Annotated in this window: 16 protein-coding genes and 2 pseudogenes; 8 read left to right on the plus strand and 10 right to left on the minus strand. The window is 64.5% G+C overall.

Annotated features, from left to right (window positions below; genetic code table 11):
* Positions 1–19: 19 nt before the first annotated feature.
* On the plus strand, positions 20–484 hold the full coding sequence (locus Q5701_RS18080; protein WP_306752364.1) for a hypothetical protein: 465 nt from the start codon (positions 20–22) through the stop codon (positions 482–484).
* A 288-nt stretch (positions 485–772) separates the two neighbouring features.
* Here Q5701_RS18080 and Q5701_RS18085 read toward each other — a convergent pair whose 3' ends face one another.
* The gene (locus Q5701_RS18085; RefSeq protein ID WP_306752365.1) at positions 773–1,261 is read right to left on the minus strand and encodes a metallophosphoesterase family protein; all 489 of its coding nucleotides are present in this window, start codon (positions 1,259–1,261) and stop codon (positions 773–775) included.
* 38 nt (positions 1,262–1,299) lie between these two features.
* Complete coding sequence (gene map / locus Q5701_RS18090) at positions 1,300–2,052, minus strand: type I methionyl aminopeptidase (protein ID WP_306752366.1); 753 nt, start codon at positions 2,050–2,052, stop codon at positions 1,300–1,302.
* Positions 2,053–2,396: 344 nt separating this feature from the next.
* On the opposite strand from map, the pseudogene Q5701_RS18095 reads away from it, so the two are divergent.
* From Q5701_RS18095 to Q5701_RS18110, 4 genes and pseudogenes are all read left to right on the plus strand, one after another.
* Positions 2,397–3,542, plus strand: a pseudogene (locus Q5701_RS18095) (M24 family metallopeptidase); the annotation flags it as partial.
* 153 nt (positions 3,543–3,695) lie between these two features.
* A pseudogene (locus Q5701_RS18100) lies at positions 3,696–4,232 on the plus strand (ABC transporter permease); the annotation flags it as partial.
* Positions 4,229–5,044: an ABC transporter permease gene (locus Q5701_RS18105; RefSeq protein ID WP_306752367.1), complete on the plus strand. Its 816-nt coding sequence runs from the start codon at positions 4,229–4,231 to the stop codon at positions 5,042–5,044. The pseudogene Q5701_RS18100 and the gene Q5701_RS18105, both read left to right, overlap by 4 nt.
* Complete coding sequence (locus Q5701_RS18110) at positions 5,041–6,132, plus strand: ABC transporter ATP-binding protein (RefSeq protein WP_373568566.1); 1,092 nt, start codon at positions 5,041–5,043, stop codon at positions 6,130–6,132. The genes Q5701_RS18105 and Q5701_RS18110 overlap by 4 nt, the downstream gene beginning before the upstream one ends.
* 818 nt (positions 6,133–6,950) lie before the next feature.
* On the opposite strand, the gene Q5701_RS18115 is transcribed toward Q5701_RS18110, so the two are convergent.
* From Q5701_RS18115 to Q5701_RS18135, 5 genes are read right to left on the minus strand one after another with little or no spacing between them, the layout of a single operon-like run.
* The gene (locus Q5701_RS18115; protein WP_306752369.1) at positions 6,951–7,538 is read right to left on the minus strand and encodes a DJ-1/PfpI family protein; all 588 of its coding nucleotides are present in this window, start codon (positions 7,536–7,538) and stop codon (positions 6,951–6,953) included.
* A 57-nt stretch (positions 7,539–7,595) separates the two neighbouring features.
* Entirely contained in the window at positions 7,596–8,558 is a 963-nt protein-coding gene (locus tag Q5701_RS18120; RefSeq protein ID WP_306752370.1) for a substrate-binding domain-containing protein, read from the minus strand.
* A 43-nt stretch (positions 8,559–8,601) separates the two neighbouring features.
* Positions 8,602–9,585, minus strand: a complete 984-nt coding sequence (locus tag Q5701_RS18125) for an ABC transporter permease (RefSeq protein ID WP_306752371.1) — start codon at positions 9,583–9,585, stop codon at positions 8,602–8,604.
* A gap of 30 nt (positions 9,586–9,615) precedes the next feature.
* On the minus strand, positions 9,616–11,178 hold the full coding sequence (locus tag Q5701_RS18130) for a sugar ABC transporter ATP-binding protein (protein WP_306752372.1): 1,563 nt from the start codon (positions 11,176–11,178) through the stop codon (positions 9,616–9,618).
* On the minus strand, positions 11,175–11,825 hold the full coding sequence (locus tag Q5701_RS18135; protein ID WP_306752373.1) for a GntR family transcriptional regulator: 651 nt from the start codon (positions 11,823–11,825) through the stop codon (positions 11,175–11,177). Before Q5701_RS18135 ends, Q5701_RS18130 begins: the two co-directional genes overlap by 4 nt.
* 221 nt (positions 11,826–12,046) lie before the next feature.
* Between Q5701_RS18135 and Q5701_RS18140 the strand changes: the two genes are divergently transcribed.
* Genes Q5701_RS18140 through Q5701_RS18150 form a run of 3 tightly spaced genes read left to right on the plus strand, consistent with a single transcriptional unit; the run spans position 12,047 to position 15,574 of the window.
* Positions 12,047–13,246: an iron-containing alcohol dehydrogenase gene (locus Q5701_RS18140; protein WP_306752374.1), complete on the plus strand. Its 1,200-nt coding sequence runs from the start codon at positions 12,047–12,049 to the stop codon at positions 13,244–13,246.
* A 17-nt stretch (positions 13,247–13,263) separates the two neighbouring features.
* Complete coding sequence (locus tag Q5701_RS18145; RefSeq protein ID WP_306752375.1) at positions 13,264–14,730, plus strand: NAD-dependent succinate-semialdehyde dehydrogenase; 1,467 nt, start codon at positions 13,264–13,266, stop codon at positions 14,728–14,730.
* A gap of 10 nt (positions 14,731–14,740) precedes the next feature.
* Positions 14,741–15,574: an alpha/beta hydrolase gene (locus tag Q5701_RS18150; protein ID WP_306752376.1), complete on the plus strand. Its 834-nt coding sequence runs from the start codon at positions 14,741–14,743 to the stop codon at positions 15,572–15,574.
* A gap of 90 nt (positions 15,575–15,664) precedes the next feature.
* Here the strand turns inward: Q5701_RS18150 and Q5701_RS18155 are convergent, their stop codons facing one another.
* From Q5701_RS18155 to Q5701_RS18165, 3 genes are all read right to left on the minus strand, one after another.
* A complete protein-coding gene (locus tag Q5701_RS18155) occupies positions 15,665–15,913 on the minus strand; it encodes a hypothetical protein (RefSeq protein ID WP_306752377.1) in 249 nt (82 codons plus the stop codon).
* A gap of 284 nt (positions 15,914–16,197) precedes the next feature.
* Positions 16,198–17,679 carry a sensor histidine kinase gene (locus Q5701_RS18160; RefSeq protein ID WP_306752378.1) on the minus strand — a complete coding sequence of 494 codons (1,482 nt, stop codon included), beginning with the start codon at positions 17,677–17,679 and terminating at the stop codon, positions 16,198–16,200.
* The gene (locus Q5701_RS18165) at positions 17,676–19,190 is read right to left on the minus strand and encodes an ATPase domain-containing protein (protein WP_306752379.1); all 1,515 of its coding nucleotides are present in this window, start codon (positions 19,188–19,190) and stop codon (positions 17,676–17,678) included. Before Q5701_RS18165 ends, Q5701_RS18160 begins: the two co-directional genes overlap by 4 nt.
* Positions 19,191–19,670 lie beyond the last annotated feature (480 nt).

Below are 19,670 nucleotides of genomic sequence, written 5' to 3' on the forward strand. Positions count from 1 at the left end.
CCTTGGCTTGGAAAGGACGATGATGTTCAGCACATGGAAGCAGGAAAAGGCGACCGCAGCCCTTGTCGACGAGGCGCAGGCCCTTGCCGATAAACTGGCCACGGCGAAGCCGCACCATGTCGAAAGCCACGCCGCCGCCGCGCGGTTTTGGGCCGCTTCCTATCTGTCGGATGGAATGGACCTCTACGAGGTGAGCCATTGGAAGGCAGACGCGGTTTCCCGGTTTGCCGCGACTGCCCAGACCAGGATCGCCGCCCTGCGCAAGAAGCGCGAGTATGACAGCAGCGATGGCCTGGTCATATGGCTTCACACGGCCCGCGCCGTGACCGAAAGCCGCGTGGCGCCGGCGGTCCGCGACATCTGGCAGCATCTGATGGACGCAGGACCGAACGCGGACGCAATGGCGCAGGAACTGATCCACGATACCGGCTTGCCTGCGGACAGGGGCCGCCGTATCCCGGCAGGCTTTGCCGCCGAGGACTAGCAACCTGCGCAGACCAGATTGCCCACAGGGATGACTGCTTCAACGACGCCGCGGCGCGGAAGCGGGCGAAGGTGGAACGGCAGCACTGGGCCGCCGGCACCCGGACAGGGCTGAGAGACGGCGATCCAACCGCCAGGCGGCACAAAGCGACGTGAGGCCACTGAGGCCATTGACCCCTGCCGACGTGCGCCGCCGCCGGCACCGATCCGTCGCGGCCTCATGAGGATCTTGCTTCTGACAGCCATTGTCCGACGGACCTGGGGCGGTTCAGGTCAGGGTGGCAGCAGGTCAGACAGGCAAGGGGTGGATTATGGCGCGGGGGCGGCCTGCCTCCTCCCAGAGGAAAGCCAGCGTGATGGGCAGGCGAAAGCGGCGGGGGCCGGCGGCGCCGGGGTTCAGCCACAGGGTGGCGCCGGTTTCCTCGATGCCGGGCTTGTGGAAATGGCCCGAGATCACCACGTCCCACCCCTCGGCGCTTGGATCGGCCTGCAAGGCCTTGCGGTCATGGATCATGTGGATCCGCAGGCCTCCGATCGTGAGGCTCGCCGTTTCGGGCAGGGCCTCGGCCCAGGGGCCGCGGTCGATGTTGCCGCGGATGGCCGTCACCGGGGCGATGCGCGCCAGTGCGTCAAGATGGGCGGGATCGCCGATGTCGCCCGCGTGCAGGATATGGTGAACGCCTTCAAGAGCCTCCAGCGCCTCGGGGCGGAGCAGGCCATGGGTGTCGGAGATGACGCCGATGCGGTGCCCAAGAGAGGGCTGGATAAGTGGCTGCATGGATCAGTTCCTGCCGGTCACCGCACGCCGGTCGCGCGTCAGCCCGGCCGCGTGACGACAATGGCGCCGCGACGGGTCGCCACGACGGTATGCTCGTATTGCACGACGGGCGCCGCTGGCTTGCTATAGAGGGTCCAGTCGTCATCGGCGCCTGACGTGGCCCATCTTCCGCCCCGCGACAGGAACGGCTCGACGGTAAGCACGAGGCCGTCGTGCATCCGGCGCTTGTCCCCCATGGTGGGCCAGGTCGGGATCTCTTCGGGTGCCTCGTGCAGAGCCTTGCCCACCCCGTGGCTGGCCAGGTTCCGGATCAGCGTATAGCCTCGCTGTGATGCGAAGGCACCGATGGCGTTTCCGATCCCGGCCAGCGGCTTGTCATGCCCCACCTGCGCGATGCCGATCTGCATCGCGCGCTTTCCATCGCGGCAAAGCCAGTCAAGCGGCGGCTGAACCGGCCCGAGGCAAAAGCTTGCCCTGGTATCGGCGAAAAAGCCGTCCAGGGACGCGGACACGTCAATGTTGACCAGATCCCCGGCCGCAAGCCTGCGCTCGCCGGGGATGCCATGGGCGATCTCCTCGTTGACGCTGATGCAGGTCGTGCCCGGGAAACCATAGGTGGCCCGAGGCGCCGACACGGCCCCCTCCCGCTCCAGCAACGCGTGGCCGATGTCGTCAAGCTCGCCTGTCGTCATGCCGGGTTCCATCGCCGCAGCCATCGACTGCATGGTGTTCGCGACGATCCGGCCGATCTTCTTCAGGCCGTCCAGTTCATCATGGTGCGTGATCGTCATCTTGTGTGTCACCCGGGCTGCAGGAGCATCTCAGGGCATTAACACCAAAGCGGCAGCTTTGTCCCGTGTTGCTCCCATCACATCGCCAACAGTTCCAGTGCGTCATCCATGCGCTGATCGATCGAGGGAGCCTTGCAGGAATGACGAACGCAGGATTGGACTGGGAACATTCACCGGCAACCGTGTCTCACGCGCGGTGAGCAGGGCCCGGTCAACACGGGTCGCATGGCGTCTGGCCTGTTCCGACGGCCTTCGCAAATGAACCAATTGCCAAAACAAATTTCAGTCGGTCCCGGCGGTTGGCTAGCGTCGATCCTATAAAATCCAATGGGAGAGGACCGACGATGGCTGACGATATGCTTCATGTCATGGAATGGCATAACGGCGAGAAGGACTTCTCGCCCTTCTCGGATGCCGAGATGAAACGGCGCCAGGACGATGTTCGCGGCTGGATGGCGGAAAACAGCGTCGATGCGGCGCTGTTCACGTCATATCACTGCATCAACTATTATTCGGGCTGGCTTTACTGCTATTTCGGGCGGAAATACGGCATGGTCATCACCGACCGCGCGGCCACCACGATCAGCGCGGGCATCGACGGCGGCCAGCCCTGGCGGCGCAGCTTTGGCAGCAATGTCACCTATACCGACTGGCGGCGCGACAACTTCTATCGCGCGGTGCGGCAACTGACGCCGGGCGTCAAGCGCTTGGGGATCGAGTTCGACCACGTCAACCTGGACTATCGCCGCCAGTTGGAAGCGGCGCTGCCAGGGGTTGAATTCGTGGACATCGCCCAGCCTTCGATGTGGATGCGGTCGATCAAGTCGGTCGAGGAACACAAGCTGATCCGCGAGGGCGCGCGCATCTGCGACGTGGGCGGCGCGGCCTGCGTGGCTGCCGTCAAGGCAGGCGTCCCGGAACACGAGGTCGCCATCGCATCGACCAACGCGATGATCCGCGAGATCGCCAGTTCCTTCCCCTTTGTCGAGTTGATGGACACATGGACCTGGTTCCAGTCCGGCGTCAACACCGACGGTGCGCATAACCCGGTCACCAACAAGAAGATTCAGTCGGGCGAGATCCTGTCGCTCAATACTTTTCCGATGATCTTCGGCTATTATACCGCCTTGGAACGCACGCTGTTCTGCGACCATGTGGACGATGCCAGCCTGGATATCTGGGAAAAGAACGTGGCCGTCCACCTGCGCGGGTTGGAACTGATCAAGCCGGGCGCGAAATGCAACGAGATCGCGCTGGAACTGAACGAGATGTATCGGGGCTGGGATCTGCTGCAATATCGCAGCTTCGGCTATGGCCACAGTTTCGGCGTGCTGTCGCATTACTATGGCCGCGAGGCGGGCGTGGAACTGCGCGAGGATATCGAGACGGAACTGAAGCCCGGCATGGTCGTCTCGATGGAGCCGATGGTGATGCTGCCCTTGGGCGCGCCGGGCGCGGGCGGATACCGGGAGCACGACATCCTGATGGTCAACTGGACGACCATGTATGGCCGGGCGATCTTCTGGCAGGCTTACGGCACCACGCTGGCGCTTGCCACGACGGCGGCGGCGCTGACCAGCCTTTTGGCCTTTCCCGTGGCTTATGCCATCACCTTCAAGCTGCCCCCGCGCGCCCAACGCTGGGCGATCATGCTGATGGTCGTGCCGTTTTTCACCAGCTATCTGGTCCGCATCTATTCCTGGCAGGTGTTCCTGTCAGACGCGGGTATCATCAACGTGATGCTGGGCTGGATCGGCCTTGGTCCTTACGGCCTTCTGAACACGGTGGGCGCCACGCTGCTGGGCTATGTGACGCTGGCCTTTCCGCTGGTCGTCCTGCTGCAGCTGTTCAGCCTGATCTTCATCGACCGCACATTGATCGAGGCTGCGCACAACATGCGCTGCGGGCGGCTGCGCACGGTCTTTGCGGTGGTCATCCCGTCCGCCCGCGTCGGGCTGGTGATTGCGGCGTTGTTCGCCTTCATCCTGTCCTTCGGGGATTTCGTCAGCCCGATCTATCTGGGCGGGGGCGACCCGACCACGCTGTCGATCCTGATCACCGACACCACGAAATCCGGCCAGCAATGGCCGCGGGCGGCCGTCATCGCGCTGACCATGATCGTGACGCTGATGATCGTGGCCTTCCTGTCCATCCGCTTTGCCTATCGGGGGCGCAAATGAACCAGGAAAACGAGGCGAACCGCAATCCGCTGATCAACGGCGCGCTGAAATTCTATGTGGTGCTGGCCTATCTGTTCGTCTTCGCGCCAATCCTGGCCAGCTTCGTCTTTTCCTTCAACTCGGACCGGTTCCCGACGATTCCTTTGGGGGAGTTCTCGACCGAATGGTACCGGGCGGTCGCCGCCGATCCCCTGGTCTGGCAGGGGCTGAGGAACACGCTGCTGGTGGGCGTCGTGGTCGGCGTCATATCCACCGCGCTCGGCTTCGGGGCCGCCTATACCGATTACCGCTATCACTTCATGGGCAAGCAGATCTATCTGGCGCTGGCGCTGCTGCCGCCGACCATTCCGGTGGTGATCATGGGGCTTGCAATGCTGGCCTTCCTGTCGCGGGTGAACCTGTCGGGCGACGCACTGGCCGTGATCATCGCCCATGTGGTGATCTGCGCGCCCTTTGCCATGGCAGTGATCCGGCTGCGGCTGTCGCAGATGGACCCGTCGCTGGAACCGGCCGCCTGGAACCTGGGCGCGTCGGATTGGGGGGCCATGCGCCATGTCATCATCCCCTACTGCCGCCCTGCGATCCTGGGCGCCCTGTTCGTCACCATGGCCGTGTCCCTTGACGAATTTGCCATCGCCTGGTTCGTGTCGGGCCTGAACGAGACGCTGCCCGTCAAGGTGCTGGGTTTCCTGCAGGGCCAGGTCAGCCCGCGCATCAACGCCATCGGCACCTTTGTCTTTGTCACCTCGATGACGCTGCTGATCCTGGCGCAATTGCTGCTGGGACGCACCGCCCCCCAAGAAAAGGAATGACATCTGTGTCCCAAGTTCCCCTTGTCTCCTTTGAGGGCGTGGCCAAGCGGTTCGGCTCCTATACCGCCGTGCAAAAGATGGACCTCCAGATCCGGGAAGGCAAGTTCCTGGCCCTGATGGGATCCTCGGGCTGCGGCAAGACCACGACGCTGCGGATGCTGGCGGGCCTGGAGGCGCCTTCCGAAGGGACAATCCGCCTGGCCGGCAAGCCCATCAACGATCTGCCAAGCTGGGCGCGCGACACGCCGATGGTCTGGCAAAGCCTGGCGTTGTTTCCCTTCCTGTCGGTGATCGAGAATGTCGAATTCGCGCTGAAGATGCGCGGCATGGGCCGGGTGGAACGGCGGCGTCGTGCCGAACAATGGCTAGCCCGGATGCAGATCGCGGAATTCGCGGACCGCAACATAAGCCAGTTGTCGGGGGGCCAGAGGCAGCGCGTCGCCCTGGCCCGGTCGCTGGTGGTGGAACCGCAGATCCTGCTGCTGGACGAACCCCTGTCGGCCCTCGATGCGGCGCTGAAGGTGCGGATGCAGACGGTGCTGAAGAACCTGCAGCGCGAGACCGGCATCACCTTCGTCTATGTGACCCACAGCCAGTCCGAGGCCTTTTCCATGGCCGACCGCGTGGTCATCATGAGCCGGGGCAAGATCGAGCAGATCGGCACGCCCCAGGACATCTATCGCGCGCCGCGCACCCGTTTCGTGGCCGATTTCCTGGGGGCCTCGAACATCTTTTCCGGCAAGGTGGCGCGGGATCCCCAGGGCCGGCCCGTCATTGCGACCGACGACGGCAAATTTGCCCTGCCGGGGGACGCTGCCGTTTCGGGCCAGCCTGCCAGCCTGACCATCCTGGATACCCGGATGCAGATCCATGCCCAGCCACCCCGGGATGCTGAAAATTCCGTCGCTGCCCGGATGATCGGAGAGGAGTTCGTCGGCGCAACCGCTACGATCTATTTCGAAACGGAGACGGGCCAGGAACTGCGCGTACAGAAACTGCACGAGGATCTGGCCGGGCTGCCCCTGGCGATTGGCAAGCCCTTCCACCTGTCCTGGTCGACGGAGGACGGGCACCTTGTTCAGGAATGATCGATTGGCCTGCGACACTGCTGAGGCGCCGCACCTGTTGCCACAGGCGTGTGTCTACAGCTTTCTTTCTGCGGGTCGTCTTGGCCCGGTATGGCTGCCGGACCAGCCATCCGGAAGCAGACAATGCCGGGCGTTCAGGTTCCCGGTCCTGTCGCGGATGGTTGGGACATTGCCGGGCAGGGGGCTTCGGGGAGGTGACGCCGGCTCTGCTCGGGCCACACTGTCAAGGCGCATCGGAGCGCATGGGTGAGAAAGCGTTTCCCCGTCATGGGCATTCCGCATCCGGATCGGGGCAGAGGCTGGCAAGACCCGAAACGGTCCCGGCATGAGGCAGCAGGCTTGGGCTGATGCGGCGGCGAAATTCCCGTTTCGCGCGCTTGATCGCGTTGTTGGCCCCGCCGGCCTCCCTTGCGGCAGTCCAAGGCCGGGGGCGCACAACAGCAGACAGGCTGCGTCCTCCGGGCGCCCGGTCGCCGCCCGGCCCTTGCGGCGCCATTTGCAGAAGGCAACGCCCTGCGCCGGTTCTCTCTCGTCTGCGGTCCCCGCGCAGATGATGCCGCGGCAGTCCGCACGGTCTGTATCCCAAAGGCGCCAGGGAGCCGTTGCTTCCGGTGCCCGTGGCGACAGCCCTTCGCTGGTCCGACATCCCGGCCGTGGCGAAGGCAGCCGGGAGGCTGGCGTCCACCCCGAAAGGGCGCCGCCTCCAAATTGCCGCAACCGCCGAGACAAGACCGGCACCTGCGGGACGGATTGCACGGCGGGCGATGTTCAGGGATCGCCCGTCGCTTTGGCCATCATCGTCTTTCGATGAGGCTGTCCTAGGTATGCCGGATCTCGGTCCCAAGCACCTTGAGGCATTCGCGCATGAAGGCGCCAAGGCCGGTCCAGCCCTTGGCCGAAACCATTGTGCCATCAACATAAGCCTCGTGCGGCTTGACGTCGATATAGGTGCCGCCGGCCAGGATCACCTCGGGCTCGCAGGCGCCAAGGGCGGCGACCTTCTTGCCGCGGATCACGCCATCGACCGCGACCAGGATCTGGACGCCGTGGCAGATGGTGAAGATCGGCTTTTCGGTTTCGTGGAAATGGCGCACGATCGCCTGGATGCGCTTGTCGGTGCGGATGTATTCCGGGCCACGGCCGCCCGCGCAATAGACCGCGTCATAATCCTCCAGCACGATGTCCGAGAAGGTCTGGTTGATCTCGGCCAGGTGCCCGAAGCGTTCGATATAGGTCTGGTGTCCCTCGAAGTCGTGCAGGCTGGTCTGGATCATCTCGCCCTTCTTCTTGTCGGGGCAGACGACATGGACGGTATGCCCGACGGCTTCCATGCCTTGCTGGAAAACGAAGATTTCATATTCCTCGGTGAATTCACCGCAGAGCATGAGGATTTTCTTGCCACTCATCCGTGGTCTCCTTGTGTCAATTCGGGACCCGAGGCCGCTGGGCCTCGGGCACTGTTGTCAGAACGGGCTGTCGGGGAAATAGAACTGGTCGGCGTTTTCCGGCGTGATCAGCGGCGCATCCAGCTTGAAATTGCCGCGCATCGGCGCCTGGCCGGCAAACTGCGCGGCGGTCATGTAGATGGCCGACTTGATCATCGACGGCGGGTAGGGGGTCGAGATGGGGGTGACGGGATCGCCCGCCTTCACCATCTCGATCACGTCCTTCATGCCGTTTCCGCCCAGGGCATACTTGATCTCGGTCCGGCCCGACTGCTTGACCGCTTCCAAGACGCCCAGAAGCATGTCGTCGTCATTGGCCCAGACTGCGTCGATATGGGGATACTTGGCCAGATAGTCCTGCATCAGGCTGAAGGCCTCGTCCTGGTTCCAGTTGGCATACTGGATGTCGAGGATTTCGATGTTGGTGTCCTTCATCACGTCGGTGAAGCCCTGGATGCGTTCGTCGTCGATCACCGTCGGGATGCCGCGCAGCACGACGACCTTGCCTTCGCCGCCCAGCTTCTCGGCCATCCATTTCGCGGTGTTGGCGCCCACGGCGATGTTGTCGCCCGCCACATACAGATCCTGGATCGATGGGTCGGTCAGCCCCCGGTCCACCACCGCGATATAGGTGCCGTTCGACTTGACCTGCTCGACCGGGCCGGTCAGCTCCTCGGAGGTGAAGGGCAGGATGACCAGGGCGTCCAGGGTCTGGCCGGCTGACAGGTCTTCCAGGGCCGAGACCTGGGCCGTGGCCGAGGGCGAGGTCTTCACGATCACGTCGATGTTGGGGAATGCGGCCTCAATCTCTTTCTCGGCCTGTTCGGCGTGATAGACCACGCCGCCGGTCCAGCCATGCGTGGCGGCCGGGATCGAGACGGCGATGGTCCGCTTGTCCTGGGCGATGGCCCCGCCGGCGGTCAGGGCCACCAGGCTTGCGGCAGAGACAAGCCCGAGGGCGCGTCTGGTGAATTTGGTCATGGATATTCCTCCCTTTTGAAAATTCTCGCCTCTCCCCGGGCGATTACTTGATGAAACGATGCGCCAGCATCGCCAGAATGATGATCACCCCCTGGACCGCCGCGACCAGGTATTCGGACACCATGTTCGACAGCACCATCAGGTTGGCGATCACCTCGAGGATCAGGGCACCGGCCACCGTTCCCCAGATCCGCCCCTTGCCGCCGCGCAGAAGGGTGCCGCCGATCACCACGGCGGTGATCACCTGCAATTCCCACAACTGCCCGGTAGTCGGCGTGGCCGCGCCCAGGCGGGGGATATAGCAGATTGCAGCAACGGCGACGCAAAGACCCTGGATCACGAAGGCCGTGGTCCGCACCCTTGCCACCGACACGCCGGAAAATCGCGCGACATCGGCGTTCGATCCCGCCGCCATGCAGCGCCGCCCGTATTTGGTGCGATACAGGATGAAGGCCCCGACCAGGACCACCGCCAGCGTGACGACCACCGGCAGCGGGATGCCCAGGACATTGCCGAAATAGACCGGGCGATAAGGGTCGCGCAGCGCCCGGTCGATGGGGATGGATCCGCCGTCCGACATCCAGGTGATCAGCGCCCGGAAGATGCCCATGGTGCCCAGGGTGGCGATGAACGGCTCGATCTTGCCCACGGTCACGATCAGCCCGTTCACCAATCCGCACAGCGCGCCGACGACCAGCCCGAAGCCCGCGCCGACAAGGATGGCATTGGCCCCCATGGTCGGTTCCAGCCGGTTCATGGTCAGGATCATCACGCCCGTCACGAAGGCCATCATCGAGCCGACGGACAGATCCAGGCATCCCGAGGAGATGACAAAGGTGGCCCCCACGGCGATGATGGCGATAAAGGCCGACCGGGTGACGACATTGGCGATGTTGGTGCCGGTGGCGAAGTTGGCGTTGATCAGCGTGCCGATCAGCACGACCAGGGCCAGTGCGATAAAGGGGCCCATCTCGGCCCATCGGATGCGACGCGGCGCGTCGGTGATTTCGGTGGTCACGCTTGTCACCCGGGTCTCTCCTCCCCCTGATGTTTCGGTTCAGGCGTTTGTCCTGGCGGCGGGGGCGGGCGTTGCGTGGCCTTCGCTGCTGGTCGCGGCATAGACCACGTTCTGTTCGGTGATCGCCTTGCCCGTCAGTTCCGCGACGATGCGCCCCCCGCGCATCACCAGGACCCGGTACGACAGGCCGACCAGTTCGGGCAGTTCCGACGAGACGACGATCACCGCCTTGCCGGCCCGGACCAGCCGGTCGATGAAATCATAGATCTGGCTCTTGTTGCCGATGTCGATGCCGCGCGTCGGCTCGTCGATGATGACGACCAAAGGGTCGGTCTGCATGACCTTGGCCAGAAGCAGCTTTTGCTGGTTGCCGCCTGAAAGCTGGCCCGCAGACAGGCGGCGGTTGCGCAGGCGGATGTCATAGGTCTCGACCGCCCGGTCCAGGGCGCGGTCTTCCGCCGCGTGGTCAAGCCTTGTGCCGGGATGCACGCTGTCCAGCGCCTGAAGCGTCAGGTTCGTGGCCAGTGGTTCATCCAGAAGCAGTCCTTTTCCCTTGCGGTCTTCGGTCAGATAGACCAGCCCGGCCGCCTGCCAGTCCCGGACGCTGCGGTGCCTGACCTCTTGCCCGCCCAGGGTGATGCGCGCCGCCCGCGACGGCCTGAGGCCCATCAGCCCCTCGAACAGTTCGGTCCGGCCCGATCCGATCATGCCGCCGATGCCCAGAACCTCGCCCGGATGCAGCGTCAGGCTGGCTTCGACGGCGCCATGATCGACGGACAGCCCCTCGACCACAAGCTGGGGACTGGCCGGCGGCAAGTCGCGCTTGGCCGGGAAAAGCGTGCCCAGTTCGCGGCCCACCATCAGGTCGGCCATTGCGCGCTGCGTCAGCCCCTGGGCGGGCCAGGTGCCGATCATGCGGCCGTCGCGTAGCACGGTGACGCGGTCCGCCAGGGCCTCGACCTCGTCCAGGCGGTGCGAGATGTACAGAACGGCGGCGCCCCGCGCCCGAAGCCCGCGCACCACGTCCAGCAGGGCCGCCACCTCGTCATTGGCCAGGACCGCGGTCGGTTCGTCAAAGATCACGACGGTGCGCGGCTCCAGCAGGGCGCGGGCGATCTGGACCAGCTGGCGCTGCGCCAGCGGCAGCGACCCGACTCGGTCGCGCGGATGGCAGCGGGCGCCGATCGAGGCCAGCACTTCGCCGGTGCGGCGGTTCATCGCCCGGTCATCGACCATCGGCCCGCGCGTCAGTTCGCGGCCCAAGAACAGGTTCTCGGCCACGGTCAGGTCGGGGGCCAGCAGGATTTCCTGATGCACCAGCACCACGCCCGCAGCCTCGGCGGCGGCGGCATCGGCAAACTCGGCCTGCGCGCCCGCCATCAGCAAGCGCCCGGCCGTCGGCGCGACATGGCCGGACAAGAGCTTCATCAGGGTGGATTTGCCCGCGCCGTTCTCTCCGATGATGGCGTGGACTTCGCCGGGCAGGATGTCCAGCGTGACATCCGACAGGACCGTGACCGCCCCATAGGTCTTGCCCAGGCTCTCGGCCCGAACGGCTGGTTCGGCGGGGGTTGCCTGGACCAGGGGCATGGCGGCGGTCATTCGAAAGCCAGCATCAGACGGTCGCGCGACCGGGAAATATGCTCGCGCATGGCAGCCTGGGCGCCAATGGGATCGCCTGCGCGAAAGGCGGCCAGCAGGTTTTCATGTTCCTCCAGCGCCTCTTGCGTGACACGGCTGTGGAACATCAGCCGAAACAGGTGCAGATGGATGTGCTGATCCGCAACGGCCTGTCGGATCACGTCGTTTCCGGCCACCTTGATGATCGCGTCGTGGAAATGCGCATCCGCGCGCGCAAACCGGGAATAGCGGCTGGTCCGGTCTACCGGAGGCTCTCCGTGGCCCATGTCGGCGGCAGCGTCTTCAAGCTTGCGCAGGCTGTCGGCGGTCAGGTTCTGCGTCGCCAGGCGGGCGCATTCCGGCTCCAGCAGCAGGCGAAAGGCAAACAGATCCTCGAAAGCCTGGCGCGACAACTGGGGCGCGGCGCTATAGCCGATCAGGTGCGCCTTGCGGACCAGCCCCTCGCGCTCAAGGCGGGACAGGGCCTCGCGCACCGGGGTCTGGGACACGCCCAGATCGCGGGCAATGACATCAACGGGAATGCGCGCGCCGGGGGCGATGTCCAGCGACATGATGCGTTCGTAGATGCTGTCATAGACACCCTCCACGATGCTGGCCGGACGGACCATCTGAAGGCCTTGGCTTTCCGCTGCACTTCCCAATTCGCACTCCGCATCTCGGCTGCTTGCAAGAGGATGGTTTACAAAAACTAGATCGGATGTCAAATACAATATCATATACGATACGAAGCGATGTCGGGGCGGGCAAGACGGCGAAGGCAGCCCAAGGGCTGCAAGACCAGCACGCGGCAGATGTCGATCATCGAAGAAATACAGGGGAGAGGAACAGAATGACGCATTTCGGCACGATCAGACCTCCGCGAGAGATCATCTTCGGATCCGGCCAGCGGCTGGTGCTGGGGCAGGTCGCGGCCAGGCTGGGGCGCCGCGCCCTTGTCGTCACCGATGCCCGCATGGCCGACGATCCCCAGCTTCACGCGATGCTTGCCGATCTGCGCGATCACGGACTGGCGGTCCAGGTCGAGGGCGGGGCGCTGCCCGACGTGCCCGTGGACAGCGCCCTTGCCGCAAGCGAATCAGCGCGCGGTTTTACGCCTGATCTGGTTATCGGCATCGGTGGCGGCTCCTGCCTCGACATGGCGAAATGCATGGCCCTGCTGCTGACCCATGGCGGCCAACCCCAGGATTACTATGGCGAACTGAAGGTGCCCGGCCCGATCCTTCCCCTGATCGCCCTGCCCACGACGGCAGGCACCGGATCCGAAGTGACCCCGGTCGCTGTCGTGTCCGACGCGACGCGCAGCCTGAAGGTCGGGATCTCCAGCCCGCATCTGGTGCCGACGGTGGCGATCTGCGACCCCGACCTGACGCTGACCTGCCCGCCCGGCCTGACCGCAATCGCCGGGGCCGATGCCATGACCCACGCGATCGAGGCGTTCACCGCCATCCGTCGTCCCGTCACGGCCACGCTGACCCAGGAACGGGTCTTTGTCGGCAAGAACGCCTTGTCCGACCAGTTCGCCCTGACCGCGATCCGCCTGTTGTGGCAAGGGCTGGAACGCGCCTGCGGAACCGGCGCGGATGCCGACGCCCGCGCGCGGGTCATGCAGGGCGCGCTTTTCGCGGGGCTGGCCTTCGGGGTCGCGGGCACCGCCGCCGCCCATGCGATCCAGTATCCGGTCGGCGCGCTGACCCATACCGCGCATGGCGCGGGGGTGGCCTGCCTGATGCCCTGGGTGATGGAATGGAACCGCCCGGCCATCGGCGCAGAGCTTGCCCAGATTGCCGACGCCATGGGCCTTGCCCAGGCCGACGAGGTGATCCCCGCCCTCCGTTTGCTGTTTTCCCGCATCGGGATCCCGGAAACCCTGTCCGGCCTGGGCCTGTCCGAGGATCAGATCGGCTGGGTGGCCGAGCAGTCCTGCGGGATCGAGCGGCTGATCCAGAACAACCCCCGGCCGATCGACCGCGCCGACATGACCCGCCTTCTGCACGCTGCCTTTTCCGGCGATGCCCGCATCATCCAGTAGACCCGAAAGGATCCGACATGAGCCTTGACATCCAGCACCCTTCGGATTTCGCCGATCCCGGCCTTCATGCGGGCGGATTGTTCATCGGCGGCGAATGGCTGCCCGGCGCCGGCATTCCCGTCATGAATCCCTCGACTGCGGAAGTTCTGGCCGAGGTGCCCGATGCCACGGTCGCCGATGCCCTGCGCGCCGTGGATGCGGCCCAGGCCGCCGCCGCTGGCTGGCGCGCGACGCCCGCCCGCCAGCGGTCCGAGATCCTGCGCCGCTGGTTCCGCCTGATGACCGATCATGCCGAGGAACTGGCCCGGCTGATCTCGCTGGAAAACGGCAAGGCGCTGCCCGATGCGCGGGGCGAGGTTGCCTATGCCGCCGAATTCTTTCGCTGGTATGCCGAGGAAGCGGTCCGCATCGCGGGCGAGTTCCGCCATGCCCCGTCGGGGGCGAACCACATCCTTGTCGACCACGACCCCATCGGCATCGCGGTCCTGATCACGCCCTGGAACTTTCCGGCCGCCATGGCCACCCGCAAGATCGGTCCTGCGCTTGCGGCCGGATGCACCGTGATCCTGAAACCCGCCAGCGAAACGCCGCTGACCGCCTATGCCATGGCCCGCCTTGGGGCCGCGGCCGGGGTGCCACCCGGCGTCGTCAACGTCCTGACGACCAGCCAGCCCGCGCCCGTCACGAATGCGATGCTGGCCGATCCGCGCGTGCGCAAGCTGTCATTCACCGGCTCGACCGGGGTGGGCCGCGTGCTTCTGGCCGAGGCGGCCAAGACCGTCGTGTCCTGCTCGATGGAGCTGGGCGGCAATGCACCTTTCCTGGTCTTCGACGATGCCGATCTGAACGCCGCCCTGGACGGCGCCATGATCGCCAAGATGCGCAACGCCGGAGAGGCCTGCACGGCCGCCAACCGCTTCTATGTCCAGTCGGGCATCCACGACGCTTTCGTGGCGGGGTTGACCGAACGGATGGCGGCGCTGAAGGTCGGCCCCGGCACGGATCCGGCGACCCAGGTCGGTCCCATGATCACGACGCGGGCCGTCCAGAAGATCGGCCGGCTGGTGGACGAGGCCGTGGGCCGGGGTGCCCGGGTCACGACCGGGGGCAAGGCCCTGCCGGGGTCGGGCTATTACTTCCCTCCGACCGTCCTGGACAATGTCAGCCCCGAGGCTGAGATTGCGCATGAGGAAATCTTTGGCCCCGTGGCGCCGGTCTATCGCTTCGAGACCGAGGAACAGGCGATCCGGCTTGCGAACGCGACGGAATACGGGCTGGCGGCCTATGTTTATTCGGGCGACCTGAACCGCGCACTGCGGGTTGGCAAAGGCATCGAATCCGGGATGATCGCGATCAATCGCGGCCTGATGTCGGACCCCGCCGCGCCGTTCGGCGGTGCCAAGCAAAGCGGCCTGGGGCGCGAAGGCGGCGTGACGGGCATCCTTGAATTCATGGAGCCGAAGTATTTCGCCCTGGCCTTCTGAGGATGCCGCGATGCAGGATCTGTACCGGAACCGGGACTTCATCCCGGACTTCGACGCCGTGATGGAGGAAACCGCGGCACGTTCCCGGTCATTCGCGGCCTCGGCCCGGATGATCCGCGATGTCGCTTATGGCACCACGCCGCGCGAACGGATGGACATCCTGATGCCCCTCGGCGCCAGGCCGGGGGCGCCCGTCCACCTGTTCATCCATGGGGGCTATTGGCGGTCGGGCAGCAAGGAGGCCCATCATCTTGTCGCCGCCCCGGTGCTGGCCGCCGGGGGCGTCGCCGCGATCGTGACCTATGACCTGATGCCGGAAACCCGGCTTGCCGCCATCGTCGCGCAGGTCCGGGCCGCCGCGCTGCACCTGGTCAGGATGGCGCGCGATCTTGGTGCGGATCCGGCACGCCTGACGGTCAGCGGCCATTCCGCCGGGGCGCATCTGGCCTGTTATCTTGCGGGATACGGCCCGGCCGAGGAAACCCGTCCGCCCTTGCCGCCCCTGCGCGGTCTGCTTCTGGTCAGCGGCATCTACGACCTGTCGGGCATCCCCGAAAGCTTCCTGAAGGACGAGGCAAGGATGACCTCCGAGGAAGCGGAAGCCTGGTCGCCCCTGTCGTCCCGTCACGTCTCGGGGCCCAAGCGGATCATCACGCGCGGCCAGGATGAGACGCTTCCCTTTCATCGACAGGCAGCGGCCCTGGCCGAACTGCTGGAGGAAAGCGGCACGGGCGTAGATCTGCGTTGCGAAAAGGGCCTGAACCATCTGACCGTCGTGCAAGCCTTGGGCGATCCGACCTCTCCCCTAGGGCGGCTGCTCACGGAGCTTGTCGCCTCAAGCTGAGAGGCTGTCGTGGAACGGCTGTCTTGGTCCCGCAGTCTTTCTGTCCAACAGGAGGCTGTCAAAGGAACCCGCATATTCGCGACCTGATCGTCATGCTCGGGTAACGTCCCTTGCTGTTGGACGCGGCAAAGGATGCAGGGCCGACAGATGGCTGGACGATAGAGGATGGATGTCGGGCCTGCATTCAAATCCATATTCATGGGTAAGGCCGGAACCTGCTGGAACAGGGTGGAGGAATTCGCGGCAACCGGGTTGCTCGACGGGAACGACCAGATGGATCAGGGCGCGGATGAGCCGCAAGCGCGGCCCAAGCCCCTGCAGCGGCAAGCGGTCGATCATGGTCGGTAATAGAATACCCTATGTTCGGCAGGTTGTTGTCGAGACCCCGGACGGCCATGGCTGACCGCTATCGCCCCCTCTGGACGCAGGAGGGGTTTGCCTGACTTGCCATGGTCATCGACCTCTCTCCCCGCCCGTGCAGGCTCTTCCGTTCGTCGTGCGGCAGCGGACGGGCCAGGCCTTCTCAGGGGGCAATTCTTGTCTCGCAACAGCCCCCGCGTGTCTGCGAGAAGGACTTGGCCAAGGTGACTGCCGGGCTTGGGCCATGATCGCCCCGGTTTTGTCTATGAAAGGCCATCGTCATCCTGCGACAGGTCCGCCAGCGGCGCTTTCAGTTCAAAAATCAGGCCGCTTGGTTCATAGGCCAGTTCTGCCGATCCGTTGAAGTAACTGGCCAGTGCCTGTTCAATCATGCGGCTGCCAAATCCCCGCCTGGTGGGCGTTGTGACCGGTGGTCCCTCCGCCTCGGTCCAGTTCAGCCGAAACTCCTGGTGACTGCCGTTGTTCAGCTGGCGCCATTGGACCCGGACATGGCCGCGGTCGTTCGAAAGGGCGCCGTACTTGGCAGCGTTCGTGGCCAGTTCATGCAGGGCCATGGTCAGGGCCAATGCCTGCTTGGAACCGACGGGCAGGTCTGGACCATCAAGCACAAAGCGCCCTTCCTCCATGCGATGTGGGGTCAAGGCCGCCTGAATGACCTCGGTGATCGAGGCATTTGTCCAGGTGGACTTGATCAGGCGATCATGGGCCTGCGCCATCATGCCGATCCGGGACTGGATGGACCTGCGTGCGTCCTCGAGACTTTCGGCTTGCCGCAGGGTCTGTGACACGATCGCATGGACCATCGCCATCGAATTCTTGACCCGGTGGTTCATCTCTCCCAGCATCAGCTGACGCTGCTCCTCTCCGGCCTTGATCCGGTTGATGTCGGTGCAGCTTCCATACCAGCGGATGATCCGGCCCTGCGCATCGCGGACCGGCTTTGCGCGGCCCAGCACCCATCTGTATTCGCCGGAATGGTGCCTGAGACGGTATTCCATCTCATACGGCTCTCCGCTTGTCAGGCTGTGCCCCCAGCGTGCCCAAGTCCTTTCCAGGTCGTCGGGATGAAACAGCTCTGCCCAAGCCGCGCCATCAGTGGATCCCGGGGGGACGCCGGTGAATTCGTACCAGCGGTGGTTGTAGTAATCGTGGAACCCGTCGGGACGGGCCGACCAGATGATCTGGTCGACCGAGTCGGCGATGGCGTGGAACTTGGCTTCGCTTTCGTGCAACTGCGCCTCGCGCATCTGCAGTTCTTGCATCCGGTCGCGCGCCTCGTACTGCCGCGCCCGGGCCTTGAGGGCGGAGCGCACGGATCGCACCAGTTCCTCGGCATGAAGGGGTCTCGACAACAAGACCGCGTTCGGCAGGGCGTCCATGTGCATCCTGGCTTGCGGGGATCGATGGCGGACAGAGCCGTTCGCCAGGACGATGAAGGGAACATCCGACCAGGACGGCTGACCCGACAAAGCCGCTTTCAGCGGGCAGTCCTCCTTGGCGGGGACCAGGGCTTCCTCGGTCACGAGGGCTACCCCGACGCATTCCTCGATCAGCGCGGCCAGTTCGCCCACACTGGCCGCAACGACCGAAGCGATCCCGACCTTTTCCAACAGGTCGACAGCCACTGCGGCATCGCGCCCACGTGGAGCAAGGATGACGACCGACAGGCTGTGGTCGATCGGCTGGCGCTGACTTGGACCCCGGTCCGTTGCCTGGTCGATCACAGCGGCGCTGCCCCGTCCTGATCCAGGGAAAGCAGATCGCCCTTGGTAGCAGCAAGGGCAGGCGTACCGGACAGGATGCCCGTGAATCCCCGGATCGGATCGCCGATGACGATGCCGGTCTCGTTGATCTCCAATTCACGGATGGTGCGCTCGTGATCCGAGGTGCGTGTCTTGATCACGGCAATGGACTTGCGCACCTCGCCGTTCGCTTCGAAAAAGCGCAGCAGCATCACGGTGTCGGCCAGGTAGCTGATATCCACATCCGTGCGCAGGTCGCCCATGACGCCATGCTGGCCCAGGATCATCATCGACACCACTCCCTGCTGCGCCAGATAGCTTAGCAGTTCGTGCATCTGGAGGACGAGGAAATCGTCGCTCGGCATCGCGTGCAAATAGGCGTTGAGGCTGTCGATCACCACAAGACCGACATCGTCTTCCTCGACGGCGTCGCGCACCGTGTTGGCAAATTCGCCGGGCGACAACTCGGCCGGATGGATCTGACGGATCTTCAGAAGTCCGTTGTCGATGAAAGGCTGCAAATCCATGTTCAGGGCCTTGGACCTGATCAGCAGGGTCGCAAGCCGCTCGTCGAACAGGAAATACGCGGCCTTCTGGCCGCGCTTCAGCGCAGCGATCATGCAGCGCACGGCCGTCGTGGTCTTGCCCGTACCGGCCGGCCCGGCCAGCAGGGTATTCGTGCCCGGGAATAGTCCCTTGCCCAGCAGGGCATCCAGTTCTGCAATGCCCGTCGTCACCGGCTCGCTGGAAAAGCTGCGATGATGGTTTGCCGCGATCAGGCGCGGATAAACGCAAATTCCGCCGCGCTCGATGGTGAAGTCGTGGTAACCGCCGTGATATTGAAGCCCCCGCATCTTGACGACCCGCAGCCGCCGCCGCTCTGACCCGAAATCGTTGGCCAGCTGTTCCAGCGAGATCACGCCATGGGCGATCGAATGCAGTTGCAGATCCCCCGGTTCGGCCGTCCTGTCGTCCAGCATCAGGACGGTGCAGTTCCTGCGGGCAAAGAAATGCTTCAGCGCAAGGATCTGCCTACGATAGCGAAGCGCGTTCTGCGCCAGAAGACGCAACTCGGACAGGCTGTCCAAGACCACGCGCGCCGGATCGGTCCTTTCGACCAGCTCAAAGATGCCGCGTACCGTTTCGCCCAGTTCGACCTCGCTTGGATGGAGGAGGGACTGTTCGTGATCGGCACCGAATTCGTCTTCGGTCACCATTTCGAAGACATCGATCCCGTCGAGGGTGAAACCATGCGATTGCGCGACTGCCCTCAACTCGTTCTCGGTTTCGGACAGGGTGATGTAAAGCCCGTGATCGCCGGCGCTGCGCCCTTCCAGCAGGAACCTGAGGGCCAGGGTCGTCTTGCCAGAGCCAGGCGTTCCCTCGACAAGATAAAGCCGCGATGGGGTCAAGCCGCCCCGCAAGACTGCGTCGAGCCCGGTTGTTCCTGTCAGTAGCCTGTCTTCGGGGCCGGCCCCGCTCGTCTCGCGCATGGTGTGGACGCCTTGTCCTTTAATAATTTCGGGTCTGGACTAGGGATCCAGACCAGGTTCCCGGAATAACTAATCTTCTTTCGGCGCGTTCCCAAGAAGCGCGCCGAATGCGCCGCGCCTATCGCGTTAGCGGCACTTGCTCCACCTGAAAAAGATAGCGGCTTGGGCGAGGGGCGTCACATATCCGGGTTTGCGGATTGCCGATCGCGGTTTGCTGCCGGACAGTGGTGATCCTTGGCGATTTCCCGCGCCTCATCATCCCAATCCAAAGTTTGTCGCATGGGGTTCCTGGCAAAATGGCCGTGCAGAGGCGAGAATGTCGTCGGCGGACCCCACTCCGCAATTGGCTTTGGATCCTCGTTGTGGGTGGCGATGACGGGGCGATGAATGTCCCGCTGCCGAGGTCGGCGTGAAATGCATATGCCAATGCGGATGGCGCGCCAGCCATGCCTGGATCCTGCGGGTCTTTTTGGTGACGTT

It is taken from the genome of Paracoccus actinidiae (genome assembly GCF_030863885.1).
Lineage (GTDB): Bacteria > Pseudomonadota > Alphaproteobacteria > Rhodobacterales > Rhodobacteraceae > Paracoccus > Paracoccus everestensis.